General features: G+C 67.3%; 19 protein-coding genes and 1 pseudogene. 18 read left to right on the top strand and 2 right to left on the bottom strand.

Annotated features, from left to right (window positions below; all coding sequences use genetic code 11):
* The first annotated feature begins 11 nt into the window (after window positions 1-11).
* The 3 genes from ASF06_RS10680 (at window position 12) to ASF06_RS10670 (ending at window position 4488) form a co-directional block, all read left to right on the top strand.
* Window positions 12-1346: an ABC transporter substrate-binding protein gene (locus tag ASF06_RS10680; RefSeq protein ID WP_055946736.1), complete on the top strand. Its 1335-nt coding sequence runs from the start codon at window positions 12-14 to the stop codon at window positions 1344-1346.
* 19 nt (window positions 1347-1365) lie between these two features.
* Window positions 1366-3504, top strand: a complete 2139-nt coding sequence (locus ASF06_RS10675; protein ID WP_055946733.1) for an alpha-galactosidase — start codon at window positions 1366-1368, stop codon at window positions 3502-3504.
* Between the two features lie 66 nt (window positions 3505-3570).
* Window positions 3571-4488, top strand: coding sequence for a tyrosine recombinase XerC (locus ASF06_RS10670; protein WP_055946730.1), 918 nt, complete (start codon window positions 3571-3573; stop codon window positions 4486-4488).
* A 73-nt stretch (window positions 4489-4561) separates the two neighbouring features.
* Here the strand turns inward: ASF06_RS10670 and ASF06_RS19190 are convergent.
* Window positions 4562-4936, bottom strand: a pseudogene (locus ASF06_RS19190) (murein hydrolase activator EnvC family protein); the annotation flags it as partial.
* A gap of 222 nt (window positions 4937-5158) precedes the next feature.
* On the opposite strand from ASF06_RS19190, the gene ASF06_RS10665 reads away from it, so the two are divergent.
* The 13 genes from ASF06_RS10665 (at window position 5159) to ASF06_RS10605 (ending at window position 17613) form a co-directional block, all read left to right on the top strand.
* Window positions 5159-6649 (top strand): sugar porter family MFS transporter, encoded by a 1491-nt coding sequence (locus ASF06_RS10665; protein ID WP_055931562.1) that lies wholly within the window; start codon window positions 5159-5161, stop codon window positions 6647-6649.
* A gap of 9 nt (window positions 6650-6658) precedes the next feature.
* Complete coding sequence (locus ASF06_RS10660; protein WP_055946727.1) at window positions 6659-7582, top strand: metallophosphoesterase; 924 nt, start codon at window positions 6659-6661, stop codon at window positions 7580-7582.
* 254 nt (window positions 7583-7836) lie between these two features.
* Window positions 7837-8871, top strand: a complete 1035-nt coding sequence (gene rpsB, locus ASF06_RS10655) for a 30S ribosomal protein S2 (RefSeq protein WP_055946724.1) — start codon at window positions 7837-7839, stop codon at window positions 8869-8871.
* Window positions 8872-8922: 51 nt separating this feature from the next.
* The gene (gene tsf / locus ASF06_RS10650; protein WP_055931570.1) at window positions 8923-9750 is read left to right on the top strand and encodes a translation elongation factor Ts; all 828 of its coding nucleotides are present in this window, start codon (window positions 8923-8925) and stop codon (window positions 9748-9750) included.
* Between the two features lie 118 nt (window positions 9751-9868).
* Window positions 9869-11170: an LCP family protein gene (locus ASF06_RS10645; RefSeq protein ID WP_055946721.1), complete on the top strand. Its 1302-nt coding sequence runs from the start codon at window positions 9869-9871 to the stop codon at window positions 11168-11170.
* Window positions 11171-11221: 51 nt separating this feature from the next.
* Window positions 11222-11947 (top strand): UMP kinase, encoded by a 726-nt coding sequence (pyrH, locus tag ASF06_RS10640; RefSeq protein ID WP_055931576.1) that lies wholly within the window; start codon window positions 11222-11224, stop codon window positions 11945-11947.
* A 49-nt stretch (window positions 11948-11996) separates the two neighbouring features.
* Window positions 11997-12551, top strand: a complete 555-nt coding sequence (frr, locus tag ASF06_RS10635) for a ribosome recycling factor (RefSeq protein WP_055931579.1) — start codon at window positions 11997-11999, stop codon at window positions 12549-12551.
* 10 nt (window positions 12552-12561) lie between these two features.
* Window positions 12562-13521, top strand: coding sequence for a phosphatidate cytidylyltransferase (locus ASF06_RS10630; RefSeq protein WP_235500977.1), 960 nt, complete (start codon window positions 12562-12564; stop codon window positions 13519-13521).
* Between the two features lie 34 nt (window positions 13522-13555).
* Window positions 13556-14110, top strand: coding sequence for a DivIVA domain-containing protein (locus ASF06_RS10625; protein ID WP_055946718.1), 555 nt, complete (start codon window positions 13556-13558; stop codon window positions 14108-14110).
* Window positions 14111-14235: 125 nt separating this feature from the next.
* The gene (locus tag ASF06_RS10620) at window positions 14236-14931 is read left to right on the top strand and encodes a lytic transglycosylase domain-containing protein (RefSeq protein WP_157412183.1); all 696 of its coding nucleotides are present in this window, start codon (window positions 14236-14238) and stop codon (window positions 14929-14931) included.
* 45 nt (window positions 14932-14976) lie between these two features.
* Complete coding sequence (locus ASF06_RS10615; protein WP_055946711.1) at window positions 14977-16578, top strand: cation:proton antiporter; 1602 nt, start codon at window positions 14977-14979, stop codon at window positions 16576-16578.
* Window positions 16579-16592: 14 nt separating this feature from the next.
* Window positions 16593-16892, top strand: coding sequence for a hypothetical protein (locus ASF06_RS10610; RefSeq protein WP_055931591.1), 300 nt, complete (start codon window positions 16593-16595; stop codon window positions 16890-16892).
* A 10-nt stretch (window positions 16893-16902) separates the two neighbouring features.
* A complete protein-coding gene (locus ASF06_RS10605; protein WP_055947228.1) occupies window positions 16903-17613 on the top strand; it encodes an alpha/beta hydrolase in 711 nt (236 codons plus the stop codon).
* 10 nt (window positions 17614-17623) lie between these two features.
* Here the strand turns inward: ASF06_RS10605 and ASF06_RS10600 are convergent, their stop codons facing one another.
* Window positions 17624-18676, bottom strand: a complete 1053-nt coding sequence (locus ASF06_RS10600) for an AI-2E family transporter (protein ID WP_055946708.1) — start codon at window positions 18674-18676, stop codon at window positions 17624-17626.
* 163 nt (window positions 18677-18839) lie between these two features.
* Between ASF06_RS10600 and ASF06_RS10595 the strand changes: the two genes are divergently transcribed.
* Both ASF06_RS10595 and ASF06_RS10590 read left to right on the top strand, forming a co-directional pair.
* Window positions 18840-20678: a hypothetical protein gene (locus ASF06_RS10595; protein ID WP_055946705.1), complete on the top strand. Its 1839-nt coding sequence runs from the start codon at window positions 18840-18842 to the stop codon at window positions 20676-20678.
* A complete protein-coding gene (locus ASF06_RS10590) occupies window positions 20675-21637 on the top strand; it encodes a tetratricopeptide repeat protein (protein WP_055946702.1) in 963 nt (320 codons plus the stop codon). The genes ASF06_RS10595 and ASF06_RS10590 overlap by 4 nt, the downstream gene beginning before the upstream one ends.
* Window positions 21638-21664 lie beyond the last annotated feature (27 nt).

Genomic DNA, 21664 nt, shown 5'->3' with positions numbered 1-21664 from the left:
GGAAGAGAAAAATGCATCTCAACAACAGCAAGCGCATCGTCGCGCTCGGTGTTCTCGCGGCACTGAGCCTCACCGGCTGCGCCGCCGGAACGAGCGGCAGCGGCGGCAGCGATACCGCGGCCGACTGCACGCCGAGCGACGGCAAGGTCGACCTCACCTACACGTCGTGGATCCCCGGAATCGATAAGGTCGTCGACATCTGGAACAAGGAGAACCCCGACATCCAGGTCACCGTGCAGACGGGACCGAACGGCAACGGCGGAACCTACAAGAACTTCTTCAACCAGCTCAGCGCGGGCAACGCCCCCGACCTCGGCCAGATCGAATACGACGCGCTGCCGAACTTCCGGGTTCAGGACGGCCTGACCAACATCGCCTCGTGCGCGAACGTCAGCGAGAGCAAGGGCGACTTCATCGACTGGACCTGGAACCAGGTGACCTTCGGCGAAGACGACTCCGTCTACGCGATCCCGCAGGACACCGGCCCCATGGCCATGTACTACCGCAAGGACCTCTTCGAGAAGGCCGGAATCGCCGTTCCCACGACGTGGGACGAGTATGCCGAAGCGGCGAAGACCATTCGTGCCGAGGGTGGCTACATCACGAACTTCCCGCAGAACGACGTGAACTGGTTCGCCGGTCTCGTCTGGCAGGCAGACGGCAAGTGGTTCGAGAACGACGGCGACAAGTGGGATGTCTCACTCGACGGCGCCGAGTCCGAGAAGGTGGCCGACTACTGGCAGAACCTCATCTCCGACGACCTCGTCTCGAAGGTTCCCGCGTGGACCGACGAGTGGAACAACGCCTACAACACGGGCAGCGACTGGACCTGGATCTCGGCCGTCTGGGGAGCCAACTCGATCTCGAGCGGCGCCCCCGACACATCCGGCAACTGGGCTGTTGCACCGATGCCGCAATGGAATGCGGGCGAGAACAAGGCCGGCAACTGGGGTGGATCCTCGACCGCCGTGCTGAAGGGCTCGGATCACCCGTACGAGGCAGCGCAGTTCGCCCTGTGGCTGAACACGAGTGACGAGGCGCTCACCGCGCTGAACCAGGAGGCGAACCTGTACCCCGCGACGAAGGACGGACTGAAGCTTCCGGTACTCGCCGAGGGCGTGCCGTTCTACGGCGACCAGAAGATCTACGACACCTTCGCCGAGGCGGCCAACGAGACGAACGCCGACTTCACGTGGGGCCCGACGATGACGCAGACCTACAGCGACGTCGCCGACGGCTTCGGCAAGGTTCTCGGCGGATCGGGAACACTGAACGACGCCCTGAAGACGGGCCAGAAGAAGACCATCGCGGCGCTCACCGCGGCGGCGATCCCCGTCAACGAGTAGGCATGATCACCACGTGAGCATGATCCACCACCTCCGTGCCGCGGGCACCAGCTTCGTGCTGGACGCCCGCGGCACGGCCGTGCCCGCCGTCATCCATTTCGGAGCCGATCTGGGCGAGCTCGACGAGCGCGCCCTGCAGAATCTCGTCGAGGCCCAGCGCCCGGCCGTCGGCCCGAGCTCCATCGACTCGACGCTCACACAGCGGATCGTTCCCCTCATGGCCGACGGGTGGTCGGGCAGGCCCGGCCTCGCCGGTTATCACGAAGGCACACCGATCTCAGCCCTCGGTGCACAGAAGACGGCCGCGCTCCGGCTCACGGACACGCGCCGCGGAGACCTGAGCGTCACCCTCGTTCTCGAGACGGTTCCGGCGTTCGCCGGTGAGCCGGATGCGACGGGTCTGGTCGTCGAGATCGACATCGAGTTGTCGAATGAGGGCGTGCTGCGCCAGCGGCTCAGCGTGCGCAACGAGGGATCGAGCGTGTACTCCCTGGCGTCGCTCGACGCCACCCTCCCGGTACCCGCGAGGGCACGGGAGCTGCTCGACTTCACGGGCCGCTGGCCGCGCGAGCGCCAGCCGCAATGCCACGATCTGGGTGTCGGAACCTGGACGAGGGACAGCCGGCACGGCCGACCCGGCCACGATGCGGCCTTCCTTCTGGTTGCGGGCACCCCCGGCTTCGGATTCCGGCACGGCGAGGTATGGGGTTCTCACCTCGCGTGGAGCGGCGACCAACGGCTCTGGGCCGAGGCCTCCGCGACAGGGCATTCCCTCGTCGGCGCGGGGGAGCTGTTCGAGCCGGGCGAGGTTCGCCTGGCAACGGGCGAGAGCTACACCTCGCCATGGCTCGTCTCGGTGTGGTCGAACGGCGGCCTCGACGGCCTGACCCGCCGACTGCACGGCTTCGTCCGCACGCGGCGAGCCCTCGGCGAGCGCAAGGTCATGCTGAACACGTGGGAAGCCGTCTACTTCGACCACGATCTGGAGAAGCTCACCCGTTTGGCCGAGACGGCGGCACGAGTCGGCGTCGAACGCTTCGTGCTCGATGACGGCTGGATGACCGGCCGCACCGACGACCGACGCGCGCTCGGCGACTGGATCGTCGACGCATCCAAGTGGCCGAATGGCCTGCACCCCTTGATCGAGCGGGTGCACGCCCTCGACATGGACTTCGGCCTGTGGGTGGAGCCGGAGATGGTGAGCCTCGACTCAGACGTGTTCCGCGCGCACCCGGACTGGGTGCTGTCGGCCGGAAACGCCGAGCTCCCGCAGCCCTGGCGCCACCAGCAGGCCCTCGACCTGTCGAACCCGGAGGCCTTCGCCCACGTGCACGGTCAGCTCAGGGCTCTTCTCGACGAGTACCCGATCGCGTACCTCAAGTGGGACCAGAACCGCGACCTGCTCGGGGGCTCTGCCCATAGACAGACCTTGGCGTGCTACCGGCTCATGGACGAGCTGCGGCGCGAGTTTCCGCATCTCGAGATCGAATCGTGCTCGTCGGGCGGCGGCCGCGTCGACCTCGGCGTGCTGGAACTAACCGACCGCGTCTGGCCGAGCGACACCAACGACTCGCTCGAGCGCCAGGCGATCTACCGCTACACGGCGGGGCTCGTGCCGCCCGAGTTCCTCGGCGTGCACCTCGGTGCGCCGACCGCACACACGACCGGCCGCAGTCACGAACTGAGCTTCCGTCTTGCGACGGCGCTGTTCGGTCACCCCGGCATCGAGTGGGATCTCACGACGGCGAGCGACACGGAGCTCGATGCGATCCGGGAGTGGACGTCGTTCTATCGCGAGCAGCGCGCCCTGCTGCACGCGGGCGTGCTGGTGCGGGCCGACGACGTCGATCCGGCTCGTCAGGTGCACGGCATCGTGGCCCCGGATGCCGCGGCCGCGATCTTCGCGGTCGTCACCGTGGCCGCGACCCGCGATTCTCCCGTCGCCCCTGTCGTGTTCCCCGGGCTCGATCCCGACCTCCTGTACCGCGTGCGCCCCGTCAAGCTCGGGGAGTGGCCTCGCGTGCTGCAGGATGCGCCGCCCCCGTGGTGGGCCGACGGCGAGATCACGCTGACCGGCCGTGTGCTCGGCGAGCTCGGTCTCACCATGCCGTTGCTCCTTCCCGAACAGGCGCTCGTGATTGACCTCGCAGCAGTCTGATCGATCAGTTCGCCCGGGTGGGCGGGCCTCCGAGCGAAGGCCCGCCTGACGCGGCATGCTGAGGGCATGAAGCTCGAACGCGCGATCGACGACTTCGTGTCGTACCTCACCGCAGAGCGCGGCTACTCGCCCCACACCGTTCGCGCCTACAGATCCGACCTCGCCTCGCTGAGCGGGTTCGCGCAGTCGCGCGGAATCGACGACGCGGCGCAGCTCACCCTCGACGCCTATCGCGACTGGCTGTGGACCGCCTCGCAGGCCGGGCTCTCCAAGGCGACCCTGGCGAGGAGATCCGCCACGGCCAAGAGCTTCTCGAGCTGGTTCACCCGCTCGAACGGAAAGGCGCTCGACGCCGCGTCGAGGCTGCGGGCTCCCAAACCCGACCGCAGCCTCCCGCGCGTGCTCTCGAGAGACGCGATGGACTCCGTGCTCGACTCCCTGGTGGCCCGAACCCACGAGGGAGAACCCCTCGCCCTGCGCGACCTGGCCATCGTCGAGCTGCTCTACGCATCGGCCCTGCGGGTCTCGGAGCTCGTGGGCATCGACACCACCGACCTCGATCTCGATCGGCGCACCGTGCGCGTGCTCGGAAAGGGCAGCAAGGAGCGGGTCGTGCCCTTCGGCCAGCCCGCGCACCTCGCGCTCGTGGACTACCTGCAGCGCGGACGCCCGGCCCTCGCGGCGCGTTCCGAAGAGAGCTCGGGCACGAGGGCCGTCTTTCTGGGCGCGCGCGGAGCCCGGGTCGGAACCAGATCGGTCTACGGCATCGTCTCGAAGCTGCTGATGGATGTTCCGGGCTCGGGCCCCGAGGGGCCTCACGCCTTCAGACATACGGCCGCCACGCATCTGCTCGACGGCGGCGCAGACCTGCGTGCCGTGCAGGAGATGCTCGGGCACGCGAGTCTCGGCACGACCCAGATCTACACGCACGTGACGACGGAGAGGCTGCGGGAGACCTACCGCCAGGCGCACCCGCGGGCGTGACCCGATCGGCGGCGTTCACCGGCAGCAGGATCGCCCTCGCGGGCGGCTCGAGCACGAGCATCGGCGAGATGTAGCGGCCGTCGCGTCGAACGCCGAAATGGAGGCACGTCTCTGCGCAGTGCGACGCCGACACAGGGGCCACCGTGCCGATGTGCTGGCCGCGTGCCACCTGATCGCCCTTCTTCAGCGTGGTCTCGACCGGCTCGTAACTCGAGACCAGCCCGCCCGAATGCTCGATCGACAGAACGGGACGGTCGACGACACGACCGGCGAAGCGCACCGTGCCCGACTCGGGAGCGGTGACGGGTGCCCCGGCCGAGGCGGCGATGTCTACTCCCCGATGGCCAGCGGAGTAGTCGTCGGCCGGCGCCTGCCACTCGCGCACGACGACGTGGGCATCGGGTATCGGCCAGACCCAGTCGCTGCCTCCGGCGGCCGGCGCGGACATCGGGCCGACGAGTGCGGGGGAGACCAGGATGATCGGCCCGACCGCCCTCATCACGCGGCGGCCGAAGAAGGAGAACAGAGTGCGGCGCATGCGGTCCAGCCTGTCAAGGGGGAGTGCCCGATGCGAAGGCAATGCCCCGGTCGGGGGACACTTCGTGCCAAGATCGAGGTGTTAGGGACAGCGTCGTGATGCGCACTGTCGGTCACAATGAGGGAGCGGATCATGGCAACCAGTGGGGGCGCGGCGCAGGCCGACACCGACGTGAAAACCGATAAGAAGCTGAGGCGCAAGGTCATCGCGCTTGCGGCGGCGGGCGCGATCGGCGGCTTCCTCTTCGGATTCGATTCCTCGGTCGTCAACGGCGCCGTCGATGCGATCCAGGACGACTTCAGCCTCACCGCCGCATTCACCGGCTTCGCCGTCGCATCCGCCCTTCTCGGCTGCGCCGTCGGCGCCTACCTGGCCGGCCGCCTGGCCGACCGCCTCGGCCGCATCCCGGTGATGCTCATCGGCGCCGTGCTGTTCCTGGTGAGCTCTATCGGTTCCGGTCTGGCCTTCGCCGCCTGGGACCTCACCGTCTGGCGTCTGGTCGGCGGACTCGGAATCGGCATCGCCTCCGTCATCGCACCGGCGTACATCTCGGAGATCGCCCCCAAGGCCATCCGAGGCAGTCTCGCCTCGCTGCAGCAGCTCGCCATCACGGTCGGTATCTTCACGGCCCTCCTCTCCGACGCGATCCTGGCGAACGTCGCCGGCGGGGCGAACGAGGTCTTCTTCCTCGGCCTCGACGCCTGGCGCTGGATGTTCCTCGTCTGCGCCGTTCCCGCGATCGTCTACGGCCTCGTCGCCCTCAGGCTGCCCGAGTCGCCGCGCTACCTGCTGATGACCGACAAGAAAGAGAAGGCCACGAAGGTTCTGGCATCGATCACCCCGCAGAACCAGCTCGACAAGGCGGTCGCCGACATCGAGGCGGGCATTCGCGAAGACGCGGCCAACGCCGACAAGAGCTCGCTCCGAGGCAAGCGCTTCGGCCTGCTGCCCATCGTCTGGGTCGGCATCATCCTGTCGATGCTGCAGCAGCTCGTGGGCATCAACGTGATCTTCTACTACTCCACCACCCTCTGGTCGAGCGTCGGATTCAAGGAGAGCGACTCCCTCACGATCTCCGTGATCACCTCTGTCACGAACGTGGCCGTCACCTTCGTGGCGATCTTCCTCGTCGACAAGGTCGGCCGCCGTCCCATCCTGCTGTTCGGATCGGTCGGAATGGCGGTGGCGCTCGGTTCGATGACGCTGGCGTTCAGCCAGGCCCAGATCGTCGACGGAAAGCCGAGCCTCGAGGGCGCGTGGGGAATCATCGCCCTGGTCGGCGCCAACCTCTTCGTCGTCGCGTTCGGCGCCTCGTGGGGTCCGCTGGTCTGGGTTCTGCTCGGCGAGATCTTCCCGACACGCATCCGCGGCCGTGCCCTCGGAGTGGCCGCGGCCGCGCAGTGGCTGACCAACTTCGCCGTCACGATGACCTTCCCGATCATCTCTCAAGACGTCTCGCTCACCCTGGCCTACGGTCTGTACGCAGCGTTCGCCGCGCTCTCGTTCTTCTTCGTCTTCTTCAAGATCCCCGAAACAAAGGGCGTCGCCCTCGAGGAGACCGGAAGCCTGAGCGTCGTGCGTGGACGCCGGCGCGAGAAAGACGGAGTCGGCGGCGCCAAATAGGGTGCAGTCATGCAGCTCGGTCAATACCCGCCCGCCGACCACGTGATCGCGCACATCAGCGACACGCACTTCCTCGGCGGCGGCAGGCCGCTCTACGGCAGCATCGACACCGATGCCAATCTCGCCCGTGCGCTCGCCGCCCTCGAGGCGTCGAAGATCGACATCGACGCGCTCGTCTTCACGGGCGACATCGCCGACCTCGGCGAACCGGATGCCTATGGCCGGGTGCGCGGGCTCGTCGAGCCCGCGGCCGCCCGCATGGGGGCGGAGGTCGTGTGGGTCATGGGAAACCACGACGACAGGTCCGCCTTCCGGGCGGAGCTTCTCGGCGCTGTCGGGGCCGATCAGGTGGTCGACGTGCGGCCCGACGACGTCTCGCCCATAGACCGGGTGATCGACCTCGGCGGCCTGAGAGTGATCGCCCTCGACACCTCCGTTCCCGGCTACCACCACGGCGAGCTGACCGACGCACAGCTCGACTGGTTGCGGCAGCAACTGTCGGTCGGCGCCCCGAACGGCACGATCCTTGCGCTGCACCACCCGCCCGTGCCGAGCCCCGTCGCCTACATGCAGGTTCTCGAACTGCAGCGGCAGCACGAACTCGCCGAGGTGATTCGCGGCAGCGACATCCGCACCATCCTCGGCGGGCACCTGCACTACTCGACGCACGGGCTCTTCGCCGGCATTCCCGTAGCCGTGGCGGCGGCCACCTGCTACACGATGGATGTCTCGGCACCGGAATCGACGCTGGTCGGCCGCGATGGCGGCCAGTCGATCACGCTCGTGCATGTGTATGCCGATCAGGTGGTTCACTCCATCGTGCCGCTCGGCGATTTTCCCGTCGTCGCCCGCTTCGATACCGACTTCACGCGCCGCCTCGAGGCCGCCGATACGGTCGAGCTACGCGAGTACTACGCCAAGCAACAGGGGTGATATAGTTTCCGGAGCACCTCGATCCGTCGGGGTGACTACGCGTGCCCGCTGACTTTTGTCACGACTCCACTCGGTCCTCCCCTCTCCCTCCTGTTCTGCAGGAGTGCGTGAGCGGTGGTCGGAGGCGTGCTGGGCACCAGGAACCGCCGCCAACAGGCCGGTGGTAAGAAACCGATTGACGTGTGCCTGCGGCGCGGGCAGTTCTGATGGACTGCGGCGTGCTCAGCCCACGTCGAAGAACAGGAGAACGGCTCATGGCCGTCGTCACCATTCGCCAGCTGCTCGACAGCGGCGTTCACTTTGGACACCAGACCCGTCGTTGGAACCCGAAGATGAAGCGATTCATCCTTACCGAGCGTTCGGGCAGCCACATCATCGACCTCCAGCAGTCGCTGGTGCACATCGACAAGACGTACGACTACGTCAAAGAGACTGTCGCCCACGGCGGAACGGTTCTCTTCGTCGGAACGAAGAAGCAGGCTCAGGGCTCCATCGCCGAGCAGGCCCAGCGCGTCGGCCAGCCCTACGTCAACCAGCGGTGGCTCGGTGGCCTCCTCACCAACTTCCAGACCGTCTCCAAGCGCCTCGCACGCATGAAGGAGCTCGAAGAGGTCGACTTCGACGACACCACCCGCGGCTACACCAAGAAGGAGCTTCTGATTCAGAAGCGCGAACTGGTCAAGCTGCAGAAGAGCCTCGGCGGAATCCGCAACCTCACGAAGACGCCGTCCGCCATCTGGATCGTCGACACCAAAAAAGAGCACCTCGCCATCGACGAGGCGCACAAGCTCGGCATCCCCGTCATCGCGATTCTCGATACCAACTGCGACCCCGACGACGTTCAGTACCCGATCCCGGGCAACGACGACGCGATCCGCTCCGTGGGCCTGCTCACGCGCATCATCGCCGACGCTGCCGCCGAGGGCCTGATCCAGCGTCACCAGAAGCCCGAGGAGACCGGCAACGTCTCTGCCGTCGAGCCTCTCGCCGAGTGGGAGCGCGAGCTCCTCCAGGCGTCGGAGAACCCGTCGACCGAGGCCGAGAAGATCGAGGCCGTCGACGGCCTCGTCGAGAACGCCGTCGAGTCCGACGCCGCGAAGGCCGCCGTCGCCGACGTCGTCGCCGCCGAGACGCCCACCGAGGAGAACGACGCAGACGCCGTCGTCGCCGAGCACGAGGCCGCCGCCGACGCGACCATCGTTCCCGAGCACACCGTCGAGTCCGACGCCGCGACCGAGGCCCGCCTCGAGGCCGAGGCCACCGACGCCGAGAAGACCCCCGCGAAGTAGTTCGCCCCTTCTTTCGACACACAACTCTTTAGCCAAGTAAGGAAGAAAACCATGGCAGATTTCAGCCTGGCCGACCTCAAGACCCTGCGCGAGCGCCTCGGCACCGGCATGGTCGACAGCAAGAACGCGCTCGTCGAAGCCGGCGGCGACCTCGAGAAGGCGACGGAGATCCTGCGCCTCAAGGGTGCCAAGTCGAACGCGAAGCGCGCCGACCGTTCCACCAGTGAGGGCCTCGTCGCCGCTAAGGAGAGCGGCAACACCGCGACCCTGATCGAGCTCGCGAGCGAGACCGACTTCGTCGCGAAGAACGACAAGTTCGTCGCCCTGGCCGACGCCGTGCTCGACGCGGCCGTCGCGGCCGGCGCCACCTCGGTCGAGGAGGCCCTCGCGGCCCCCGCGGCCGGCGGCACCGTCGCCGACCTGATCAGCAACGAGGCGGCGATCCTGGGCGAGAAGCTCGAGCTGCGTCGTCTGGCGGTCGTCACCGGCGACGCGTTCGCCATCTACCTGCACAAGACCTCCAAGGACCTGCCCCCGCAGGTCGGCGTGGTCGTGGGCTACACGGGTGCCGACGCCGACACGGCTCGCTCGATCGCTCAGCACATCTCGTTCGCCAACCCCGAGTTCCTCGCCCGCGAGGACGTCCCGGCAGAGGCCGTCGAGAACGAGCGACGCATCGTCGAGGAGATCTCGCGCGGCGAGGGCAAGCCCGAGGCCGCCCTGCCCAAGATCATCGAGGGTCGCCTCGGCGCCTACTACAAGCAGGTCGCCCTGCTCGAGCAGGACTACGCGAAGGACAACAAGCAGCAGGTCAAGAAGGTGCTCGCCGACGCCGGCATTACCGTCTCCGGCTTCGCACGCTTCAAGGTCGGCGCGTAACTCCCCGATCGACAGCATCACACCGAAGGCCCATCCCGTTCCACGGGATGGGCCTTCGGCCGTTAAGTATGATCGACTGAGACCGCGCCCGCCCGGCGGCCGAAGAGTTCCGGAGGACATGCCTGTGAAGACGAGCCCGCAGCCCACCAGGCATGCCCGCAATCCGAACGCTCGGGCATGGTCGCGGGTGCTGTCGCTCGTCGGCATCGTGGCCGCCGTCGCCCTGGTCAGCACCGTGAGCATCGCCGCCGTCGGCGCGTGGACCTTCACCTCGAAGGTGGAGGAGAACGCGGTCGACATCCACCCGGAGCAGCAGGGCGACGAGCAGGCCCCTCCGGCGATCGGCGCCCTCGAGGGCGGCTTCAACGTGCTCGTGGTCGCCGCCGACAACGACGCGAACCAGTCCCAGGATCTGTACGGAGAGCGTGACGGGGCGACCCTCAACGACGTGAACATGCTGCTGCACGTGTCGCAGGATCACAAGACCGCGGTCGCCGTGAGCTTTCCGCGAGACCTGATCATCGCGCATCCGGAGTGCGAGAAGGGCGACGCCATGAGCGCCGCGCCCATCAACGAGGCCTGGGGCAGGGGCGGCCTGCCGTGTGTCGTGGCGACTGTCAGCGAACTCACGGGCCTCGACATCCAATACGCCGTGTCGATGACGTTCGACGCCGTGATCGCGCTCACCGACGCGATCGGCGGCGTACCGATTTGCCTCACCGGGCGGGTGACAGACGACAACGTCGTGTACCCCGACGAGAACGGCGAACTGCAGCACCTCGACATGCCCGCCGGCATCACCGAGGTCAAGGGCGGTCTCGCGGCTGGGTTCCTGCGATCGAGGCACGGTGTGGGCGACGGCGGCGACCTCAGCCGCATCTCTTCGCAGCAGCAGTACCTGTCGTCGCTGGTGCGCAAGATGAAGAGCAACGACACGCTGGGCGACTTCGGCAAGCTCTACTCGCTGGCCAACGTGGTCGCCGATCCGAAGTACTTCACCCTCTCGACGTCGCTCACGAAGGTCGACACCATGGTCTCCATGGCGCAGGCGCTGCGCACGATCGACCTCAACAACATCACCTTCGTGCAGTACCCGGGAACGACCGACGATCCGGACTATCCGGGCAAGGTGGTGCCGACGGTGGATGCCGCAGATCAGCTCTTCGCGCTCATCGCGGCCGATCAGCCGTTCACCTTGGGTGCCGATTCGCAACCGGTGGGCAGCACGACCGAACCCACGTCACCGGCAGACCCGGCGGTTCCCGAGGCTCCGACAGATCCGACCGTTCCCGAGGCTCCGGCCGACCCGTCCGTGCCCGTCGAAACGCCGGCACCGGATGCGGGGGCGCCCGCGGTGCTCGATGGAGTCACCGGCTCGACGGCCCTGCAGGAGACGTGCGCGATCCCGTTCGAGGACTAGCTTCGGCTGCCCCCTAAAATTGGGAGGACGAGATCGAAGGGATCCACACACATGACTTCACCAGAACCCCGACGCCGAGTACTCCTGAAACTGTCTGGTGAGGCGTTCGGAGCCGGCTCACTCGGGGTCAACCCCGACGTGGTCAGCGAGCTGGCCCGCGAGATCGCGGCGGCGGCGAAGCAGGTGGAGATCGCGATCGTCGTCGGAGGAGGCAACTTCTTCCGCGGAGCGGAGCTCTCGCAGCGAGGAATGGATCGAGGACGTGCCGATTACATGGGCATGCTCGGAACCGTCATGAACGCCCTCGCGCTGCAGGACTTCCTGGAGCAGGCGGGTGCCGCCACGCGCGTGCAGTCGGCCATCTCCATGACCCAGGTCGCCGAGCCGTACATTCCCCGCCGCGCCGAGCGTCACCTCGAGAAGGGCCGCGTCGTCATCTTCGGCGCGGGAGCCGGCCTGCCGTACTTCTCGACCGACACTGTCGCGGCACAGCGCGCGCTCGAGATCGGAGCGAACGTCGTGCTCGTGGCGAAGAACGGTGTCGACGGCGTGTACGACTCCGACCCCCGCTCGAACCCCGACGCCAAGAAGATCGACAGGCTCACCTACCTCGATGCCCTGCAGCGCGAGCTCAAGGTCGTCGACTCGACCGCCTTCAGCCTCTGCATGGACAACGGGATGCCGATGATGGTCTTCGGCATGGAGCCCCAGGGCAACGTCACCAAGGCCATCCTGGGCGAGCGCATCGGCACCCTGGTCAGCACGTCGCACGATTGACCCGGGCCCGTCGCCCTAAACTACTCAAGAACCAAAAGAAGGAGTTGCCGTGATCGCGGATGTACTGGCCGGCGCAACAGAGCGCATGAAGAAGGCCGTCGACAACACGAAGGAAGACTTCTCGAGCATTCGCACCGGGCGCGCGAACCCGGGCCTCTTCCAGAAGATCCTGGTCGACTACTACGGCACCCCCACGCCGCTCAGCCAGCTCGCGGGTCTGCAGAACCCCGAGGCTCGCACCATGCTCATCACGCCCTACGACAAGGGTGCCCTGCGCGACATCGAGCAGGCCATCCGCGACACCCCGAACCTCGGAGCGAACCCGTCGAACGACGGCAACGTCATCCGCGTGACTCTTCCCGAGCTCACCGAGGAGCGTCGTAAGGAATATGTGAAGATCGTGCGCACCAAGGCGGAGGACGGCAAGGTCTCGCTTCGCAACATCCGTCGCAAGGCCAAAGACGAGCTCGACGCCCTCAAGAGCGAGGTCGGAGACGACGAGGTCGGCCGCGCCGAGAAGGAGCTCGAGCAGCTCACCAAGTCGCACGTCGACGGCATCGACGACGCCCTGAAGCGCAAGGAAGTCGAACTTCTCGAGATCTAGGCCCACACCTATGACGAACGATCCCGACACACCCGCGTCCGAGGCCGATCCGGCGCGCCGTCATCCGGGAATGACGCGCGCCGAGTTCGAGGCCAAGGTGCGCGAGCGTCGAGACCAGTTCGACCGGGCGAACGACAAGATCACCGCCCGCTCGGGTCGCAACCTCGTGAGTGCGATCGGAATCGGCCTGGGGCTGGGCCTCGTGATGGTGTTCAGCCTGGTGTTCATCAAGGACATCTTCGTGGTGTTCGCCACGGTGCTCATCGCCTTCACCGCCTTCGAGCTCGCGACGGCGCTGCGCCACGCGGGTCGGGACGTGCCCCGCATCCCCAGCGTTCTGGCGCCCGTCGTCGTTGTGCCCGCGGCGTTCTACTTCGGCGCCGAGTGGCAGTGGATCTGCACGATCGGCGGCGTGCTGCTCGTCGTTCTCTGGAGGCTCGCCGAACTGGCGATACCGCGTCACCGGGCGTCGATGCGCAGTGTCGCGCTCGACATGTCGGGCGGGGTGTTCATCCAGGTCTACGTCACCTTCCTCGGCAGCATCGCAGCTCTCCTGCTGCGCAACGACAACGGCCAGTGGTGGGTCATGTCGTTCCTCATCGTGGTGGTCTCGGTCGACGTGGGTGCCTACGCGACCGGGCTGAATTTCGGCAAACACCCGATGGCTCCCACGATCAGTCCCAAGAAGACCTGGGAGGGATTCGCGGGCTCGTGGATCTTCGGCATGGCGTCGAGCGTGCTGCTCTCGATCTTTCTGCTCGACATGCCCTGGTGGTTCGGACTGATCCTCGGAACCGTGCTGGTGCTGAGCGCCACCGCCGGTGACCTGTCGGAGTCGCTGCTCAAGCGAGACCTCGGCATCAAGGACATGAGCACCTGGCTGCCGGGCCACGGCGGTTTCCTCGACCGGCTCGACTCGATCCTCCCGTCCGCCGCCGCGGCGTACGTGCTGTTCATCGTCTTCGCTTAGGCGTCGACCGACAAGTCTTGGCAGAATAGTCCCCGTGAGCCAAACCTTCCCCAGATCACGATCATCGCGACCCGGTTACAAGGTCGACGAGGTCGAGAAGTTCTTGGCCGCCGCGCGTATCGCGTACAGCGCAGAACCCGGTGATACCGGCACGATCATAACGGCGGAGGCCATCCGGCACATGGCGTTCGGTCTCGAGAAGGGCGGCTACTCCACGCTCGCCGTCGACGCGGCGCTCGAGCGGTTGGAGGAGGCCTTCGCTGCGCGAGAGCGGGAGAAGGCATCGTCGTCGCTGGGCGACGAGGCCTGGTTCGCCGACGCGAGAGACAGGGCCAGAGAGATTCTCGCCCGGCTCGAGCGACCCGCGAAGCACCGCTTCCGCAGCAGCGGACCCTTCAAACTGGGCTACGACAAGCGCGATGTCGACGCGTTCGCCGAGCAGCTCGTCTCCTTTTTCCGCGAAGGCACGGCGGTGTCGGTCGACGACGTTCGACAGGTCTCGTTCCGCTCCCGCACCGGCGGATACTCCGAGGCCCAGGTCGATCTCGTGCTCGACGCTGTCATCGACGTGATGCTGTCGGTGCGCTGAGATCTTTCCGTCAGCCTGCAATTCCGCCAGAAGTTCGCTAAAGTCGAGGAATCGTGGGTAGAAATTTCGAACGTGACGCAGCCGCGGGAGTCTCTCTCAAACCTCGCGTGAGTTCTGCTCCCGCCTTGTCGAGAAGCACCGGGCCGATTCGAGTGCTCGATCCCGTGGCGCAGCGCCCGGCCAAGATCGTCTCGAGGCCGGGGCGACTCGCCCTTCAGCTGCTGGGCGTCGCGGCCGTCGGCGCATCCGTTCTCGTGAATGTCGTCGATCCGTATTCCGGTGTCGCCGCATCCGAATACTTCACCGTGGCACTCGAGCCCGGCTCCACCCTGCCCTCGCAGACCGTCACGTCCTCGAGCCAGGCGGCATCCATCGTTCGTGACAGCTTCACGATCACCGAGCCGCCGAAGCCCACACCCACTCCGACGCCGACCCCCACTGCGACGGAGTCGCCGAGCAGTGCGAGCAAGGAAAAAGAGTCGTCGGGAGCGTACGCGCCGCCCGCCGCCGCGCCCGATCCCGGCAGCGCGCAGGCCATCGCCGCTCAGATGGTGGCAGACCGCGGCTGGCCGGAGACCGAATACGACTGCCTCTACTCCCTGTGGTCGCGCGAATCCGGATGGCGCTACAACGCGTACAACGCGAGCAGCGGCGCCTACGGCATCCCTCAGTCGCTGCCCGGCAACAAGATGGCATCGGCCGGAGCCGACTGGGAGACGAACCCTGCGACCCAGATCATCTGGGGGCTCGGCTACATCACCGGCCGCTACGAGACACCGTGCGGCGCCTGGGGTCACTCCGAGAGCGTGGGCTGGTACTAGCCGCAACACGGTGGGTGCGGTGATCGCGCCCAATATGCTGGCCCCATGGGGTTGGCTCTGATCGCAGTTCTCGGCGTCGTCGTCATCGTGGCGGTGTCTCTCCTCGCGCCCAAGGTGAAGCTCGCGGCTCCGCTGATCCTCGCCGTGATCGGCATCGGCATCTCTCTGCTGCCGGGAATGCCGCCCGTGCATGTCTCGAGCGCGATCATCCTCTCGGGCGTGCTTCCGCCGCTGCTCTACGCCTCGTCGATCAGCCTGCCGCTCGTCGACCTGCGGTCGAACGTCGGCAGCATCTCGGCGCTCGCCGTCGTGCTCGTCGTCGCCAGCGCGTTCGGCACGGGCTTCCTGCTCTACACGCTCTTCCCCGACCTCGACCTGGCGGCGGCGATCGCCCTGGGCGCGGTCATCAGCCCGACGGACGCCGTGGCGGCCACCTCGATCGGCAAGAGGCTCGGGCTTCCTCCGCGCCTGCTCGCCGTTCTCGAAGGGGAGAGTCTCGTCAACGACGCCTCGGCGCTCGTGCTGCTCCGAACCGCCATCGCGGCGACGGCGGGTGTGGTCAGCGCGTGGCAGGTGCTGGGCACCTTCGCGTACTCGGTGATTCTCGGCGTCGGGCTGGGTGTGGCGATCGGATATCTCACCGTGTTCGTGCGGGCTCGGGTGCCCGACCCCGTGCTGGCCACGGCGATCTCGTTCGTCGTGCCCTTCGCCGCGTACCTTCCCGCCGAGACGATCGGGGCATCCGGAGTTCTGAGCGTCGTGGCCGCTGGCCTCATCACGGGGCATCTGGGGGCGACCAGCTTCTCGGCCCCTGCACGACTGAGCGAACGCCTCAACTGGCGGACCTTCCAGTTCTTGCTCGAGAACGGCGTGTTCCTCCTCATGGGCCTGGAGCTCAAGACGATCGTCGAGGGGGTACGGCACGACCGCCTCGATGTTCCCCAGGCGATCCTGTTCGGGCTCCTCGCCACGGCCGTGCTGATCGGCATCCGGTTCGCCGTGGTCGCGGTCATGACGGTGCTCGGCCGTCGCCCCAGAAGGCGACCCGATCCCGAGGCTCTGGGCGCGCGGGAGGGCGTGGTGCTGTCGTGGAGTGGAATGCGCGGCGTCGTGACCGTGGCCGCCGCGCAATCGCTGCCGGAGAGCATCCCGTATCGGGAACAGCTCGTGCTCATCGCCTACACGGTGGCGATCACCACCCTGGTCCTCCAGGGCGCGACCCTGCCGGCGGTCATCCGGCTCACCGGGGTGCGAGGCACGTCGCGGGATCGCCGACTCGAGGAATTCGCCGAGCTCATCGACCACATCAGGCAGAAGGGCACGGAGCGGCTGGACGACCCCGGGTTCACGGTGGCGGGCGGGGGAGCGCCCGACCCGAGCGTGATCGAGCGCGTGCGCCTCGAGGCCGCCCGGCGCAGCGAATACGCGTGGGAGCAGTACTCGGCGTCGAGCGGCGACATGCCCGCAGTGAACGAGCAGTACGCACTCGTGAGGCGCGACGTGCTGCTGCACGAGCGGGCGGCCCTGGTGGCGGCGCGCAACAAAGGCAGCTATTCGTCGACAGCACTCGCCCGTGCGCAGGAGATGCTCGACCTCGAGGAAGCGAGCCTCGACCATTTCCGCGACGGCACCGGCGCGGGGCACTGACCTAGGATTGATTCATGCCCCGCAGCAACCGACCTCGTCGCCGCGGGCCGGCAGACGACGAGCCGGAGCTCGACCTCGGCCGCATCCTCACCGGCGGCCGCCGGGTGGAGCACCGCCGCAGCGGATCGTGGAACGTGCAGTCCGTCTCGCCTGCTCAGGCGATCAAGGACTACGTCTGCCCAGGATGCTCGTTGCCGGTCGTCGCAGGCACGGGCCACATCGTCGCGTGGCGCGCAGACGGCCTCATGGGAGAGGCGAGCGACCTCGCCGGCCGCCGTCATTGGCACAGTCACTGCTGGAAGATCGGAAACTGACGTGAGCACCATCGATATCCGCAGCACCACCGTGCTTCCCGCGATCCGCGAGGACATCGTGCTGCACACCGACGACGGGTTCGACCTCGTCGGTGAGCTCGCACTTCCGGAATCCGGCGACCCCGTGGCCACACTGGTCACGCTCCATCCTCTGCCGCCGGGGGGCGGGTTCATGGACTCCCACATCCTGCGCAAGGCCGCCAATCGCCTTCCTGCCCTCGCCGATCTGGCGGTGCTGCGGTTCAATACCCGGGGCACCTCGTCGCCGCGCGGTACGAGCGGTGGCGCTTACGATCACGGCGTGGCCGAGCGGTGGGACGTGAAGGCCGCGATGGCCTTCGTGACGGAGCGCGGGCTCCCTCATCCCTGGCTGGTCGGGTGGTCGTTCGGCACCGAGCTCGCCCTCAAGTACGGCGTCGAGCACACGGTCGACGGGGTGATCCTGCTCTCGCCGCCGCTTCACCGCACCTCGGAGGAGGAGCTGTCGGCATGGAACGATCTCGATGTGCCGGTGACCGCGCTCATTCCGGAGCTCGACGACTACCTGCGTCCCGCCGAGGCCGAGACCCGATTCGCCCCGATGCCGAAGATCGAACTCGTCACCGTCGAGGGAGGCAAGCACCTGTGGGTCGGCGAGTCCCAGACGCGGCGTGTTCTCAGCGAGATCGTCGCCAGAGTCAACCCCGCGGTGCTGCCGTTGCCTGACAGCTACGAGGCCTGAGCAGGCTCGCTCAGCGCTCGTTCTGAATGGGTATGACCACCTGTTTGATGATGAGCAGCAGGGATGCTGCGACGGGGATGGCGATGAGCGCTCCCAGGATTCCGAGCAGTGTGCCGCCCGCGAGGGCCGCGATGACCACGACGGCTCCGGGAACCGAGACGGCCCTGTTCATGATGTTCGGGCTCAGCAGGTAGGCCTCGACCTGCATGTAGATCAGGTAGTAGATCGCCGCGGCGATGAAGGTGGGCAGGGAACCGAGCCCGGGGATCAGGCAGACCAGCGCGATGATGATCGACCCCGAGAGCGTTCCGACGAGCGGGATGAGGGAGAGCATGCCCGCGAGGAAGGCGAGCACGGCGGGGAAGGGCGCCTGGATGATCGACAGGAAGATGTAGCTCAGGAGGAAGTTGATCGCACCCAGCGACAGCTGGCCCACGACATAGCGACCGACGGCGTCGGTCACCTGTTCGCTGAGATCGGCGAAGCGAGCGCGTCGCGACGCGGGCACGAGCCGGTAGAGCGAACGCTTGATCGAGTTGAGCGACGCCGTGAAGTAGAGGGTCAGGATGAGCACGATGATCGTGCCGAACACGCCGTTGGCGATGCTGGCGCCGACCGCCAGGGCTCCGCTGGCGATGATCGAGTAGTTGCCGACGTCGGTGAGGTACTTGGTGACCTGGTCGATCACGGCCTGCACATCGAAGCCGCCGAGCTGGTTCGACAGATCGGCCACCCAGGTGCCCTGCTGCGCCCGGTCGACCAGCACGGGAACGATGTCGAACAGCTGGCCGAGCTGGTCGACGATGATCGGGACGACGGCGAAGACGAGTCCGGCGACGATACCCGCCACCGCGATGAAGACGACGATGATGGCGAGCCAGCGGGGGAGTCTTCTCTTCTCGAACCAGGAGACGACCGGGTCGAGGCCCAACGCGATGAAGATCGCCGCGCCGATATAGGTGAGGATCGTGGCGAGCGACGCGATCGAGGTGAGGATGAGGATGCCGACGCCCACCCCCAGCGTGCCGACGAGTCCCAGGGTGAACGCGTTGTGGATCTTCACGGAACCTGCCTGCCCAGAACTGTCGGATGTCGCCGGTGGAACTGCCCCGAATTCTATCGACTGCCCGGTACCGACGAATGCCGCCGCGCCCGCACTGGGCGTACCCTGAGTGCGGCGTCAGGGTTCATCGGCTATCTTTTAATGTCTTTGTCTGGAGTAATCTGTGCGCTTTGTATTCGCGATCATCGCCTTCGTCGTTGCGACGGCCCTCATCGGTGTCGGTGTTGCCCAACGCACCTTCCTCCTGCCCCCAGGGAGCGTGAGTGCGGCGACCGCGGGTGCCACCGACGAGGCCTACGTTCTGCTCGATTCCGACACGCTCCGCGCGAACCCCGGTTCGCAGACGGTGTCGCTCGCGGGTGACTCCTCCGTCTTCATCGCCTACGGCCGCGACGCGGATGTCGAGGCCTGGCTCAACGGCTCCAGCTATGCTCAGCTCGAGGTCGACGCCGACTCCGGCGAGCTGACCGAGGCGATCGTCGCCGCCGACCCGGCGGGCGCCGAGAACGTGGCGAGCGGCTCGGCCGATCCGGCCGGCAGCGATCTCTGGCTCGAGCAGTACACCGGCGATAAGTCGCTGACACGCACCATCAATGTTCCCGCCGGATACTCGGCGATCATCGCCTCGAACGGCACCGACGCTGCGCCGTCCAGCATCACCGTCTCGTGGCCGATCGACAACTCCACGCCCTGGGCCGTACCGCTTCTGCTGGCCGGCGCATTCGTGCTCCTCATCGGGCTCGCCCTCCTCCTCTGGGGGCTGTGGCACATGCGCAGACAGCAGGGGCCACGGCGCAAGCCGCCCACCGGAACGCCGCGCCGGCGCTTCTCTCCCGCACGAACCAACGCGATCGAGTCTGGAATGTCGAAACGACGCAAGGCGATCACCCGGTCGATGACCGCGATCGTGCCCGTGCTGCTCATCGCCGCCCTGGGGGCCGGAACGCCGCTGACGGCGTCGGCCACGACGGTCACTCCCACCCCCCGTCCGACCCCGACGGTCGATTCGGATACGGATCCGACGAGCGAACCCTCGAACATGCAGACCGAGACGCCGACACCGACACCGACGTCGACGGAGCCCGCCACGGAGGCCGTGCTTCCGGCGGTCACCGAGCAGCAGGTGAAGACCATCATCGAGCGGGTCATCGCGGTCGAGAGCGCGGCGAATGCCGCCTTCGACAGCACAGCCCTCGACGCGCGCTTCACCGGCCCCGCCCTCGAACTCCGCAAGGCCTCCTACGCCATCCACGCGGCGCTGCCCGAGTACGTGCTGCCTACGGCCATCCCCTCGGGAAGTGCCTCGGTGGTGCTTCCGCAGGCGAGCACGGTGTGGCCGAAGACGGTGTTCACCATCGTCGAGAACGAGGACAAGACCGTGGCCCCGCTCGCGGTCACCCTGGTGCAGGAGTCTGCACGGGCCAACTACAAGGTCGAATATGCGATCTCACTCGAGCCCGACACCACGCTCCCGCCCGTCTCGGCGGCGACCGTCGGCGCCGCGCGCCTGGCGCCCGATTCGAAGCTGCTGTCGATGACCCCCGACGCCGTCGAGGAGGCATACGCCGACATCCTCGCGCAGGGCTCTGCCAGCCCGTCGTACGGTCTCATCGACACCGAGGGCGACACCCTGCTCACGAGCGTCGGCTCCGACTACAAGGCGGCCAAGAAGGCCAAGATCGAAGAGACCGGAACCGCGACGATCGAGTTCTCGAAGGTGCCGGCCATCTCCGATGGAATCGCCCTGGCGACGAACGACTCGGGTGCGATTCTGTCCTTCAACCTGCGGGAGTCGGAGGTCGTGAAACCCACGCAGACGGGCGCGACGATCACCCCCGAGGGCGCGGTCAAGGCGCTGTCGGGCCTAGGTGCCACGGGTAAGGGCGTCGAGTCCACCTACGACTACCAGTTGCTGTTCTACATTCCGTCCGCGGGTGAGACGGGCAAGCCGACACTGCTCGGATTCACCCAGGGCCTCGTTCAAGCCAAGGAGCTTCCATGAGTTCAGTTCCCCCGTCCGCGGCAAGCCTGCGCGGCGCCGTCGACCTCTCCTCGCTCGTGAATCGCCCGGCGCCGGGCGCACCGGCCCCGCAGGCCGCAGGCGCGACCGCGACCCCGGGGGCGCCCGTCTTGCTGCCGAGTCTCGTCATCGAGGGCACCGACGCCGCCTTCAGCGCCTTCATCGAGCTGTCGAACACCGTTCCCGTGATCGTTGTCGTCGGCGCCTCGTACAACGAGCCGAGCACCCAGCTCGACACGATCCTGCGGGCGCTCACCGCGGAGTACGAGGGTCGGTTCGTGCTCGTCAGGGTCGAGGCCGACGCCAACCCGCAGCTGTCGCAGGCGTTCCAGGCGCAGACGCTGCCGACGGTCGCCGCCGTCGTCGGGGGCAGGCCCATCGGCCTCTTCGCCGGCGTGCACCCGGCCGACCAGGTGCGCGACGTCATCGAGCAGGTGCTCGAGCTCGCCGTGCAGCAGGGCGTCACGGGCGTCGCCGTGGCCGACGACGCATCCGACAGCGCCCCCGCTGAGCCCGCGGAGGCCCCGTTGCCGCCGCACCACGCCGAGGCCTACGACGCCATCGCGCGCGGAGACTTCGACGAGGCCATCCGCGAATACGAGACGGCCATCAAACAGGATCCCCGCGACAGCCTCGCCGTCGCCGGGCTCGCTCAGGTGAGCCTGCTGGCTCGTCTGAAGGACAAGACCCAGGCCGAGATCCGCAACGACGCCGCCGCGCGTCCGGGCGAGCTCGAGCCGCAGCTGCTCGTCGCCGACCTCGACCTGTCGGGCGGCCACGTGGAGGACGCGTTCGACCGCCTGCTCACTCTGTTCCCGACGCTCGACCAGGCCGGCAAGAACACGGTTCGGGCCCGCCTGATCGAGCTGTTCGAGGTCGTAGGAATCGACGACCCCCGCGTGGTCAAGGCCCGCGCCCGCCTCACGGGGCTTCTCTACTAGGTCGTTCCCTGAGCTTGTCGTTCCCTG

The organism is Agreia sp. Leaf244, from assembly GCF_001422695.1.
GTDB lineage: Bacteria > Actinomycetota > Actinomycetes > Actinomycetales > Microbacteriaceae > Agreia.
This window is presented reverse-complemented; position numbering and strand designations above follow the sequence as displayed.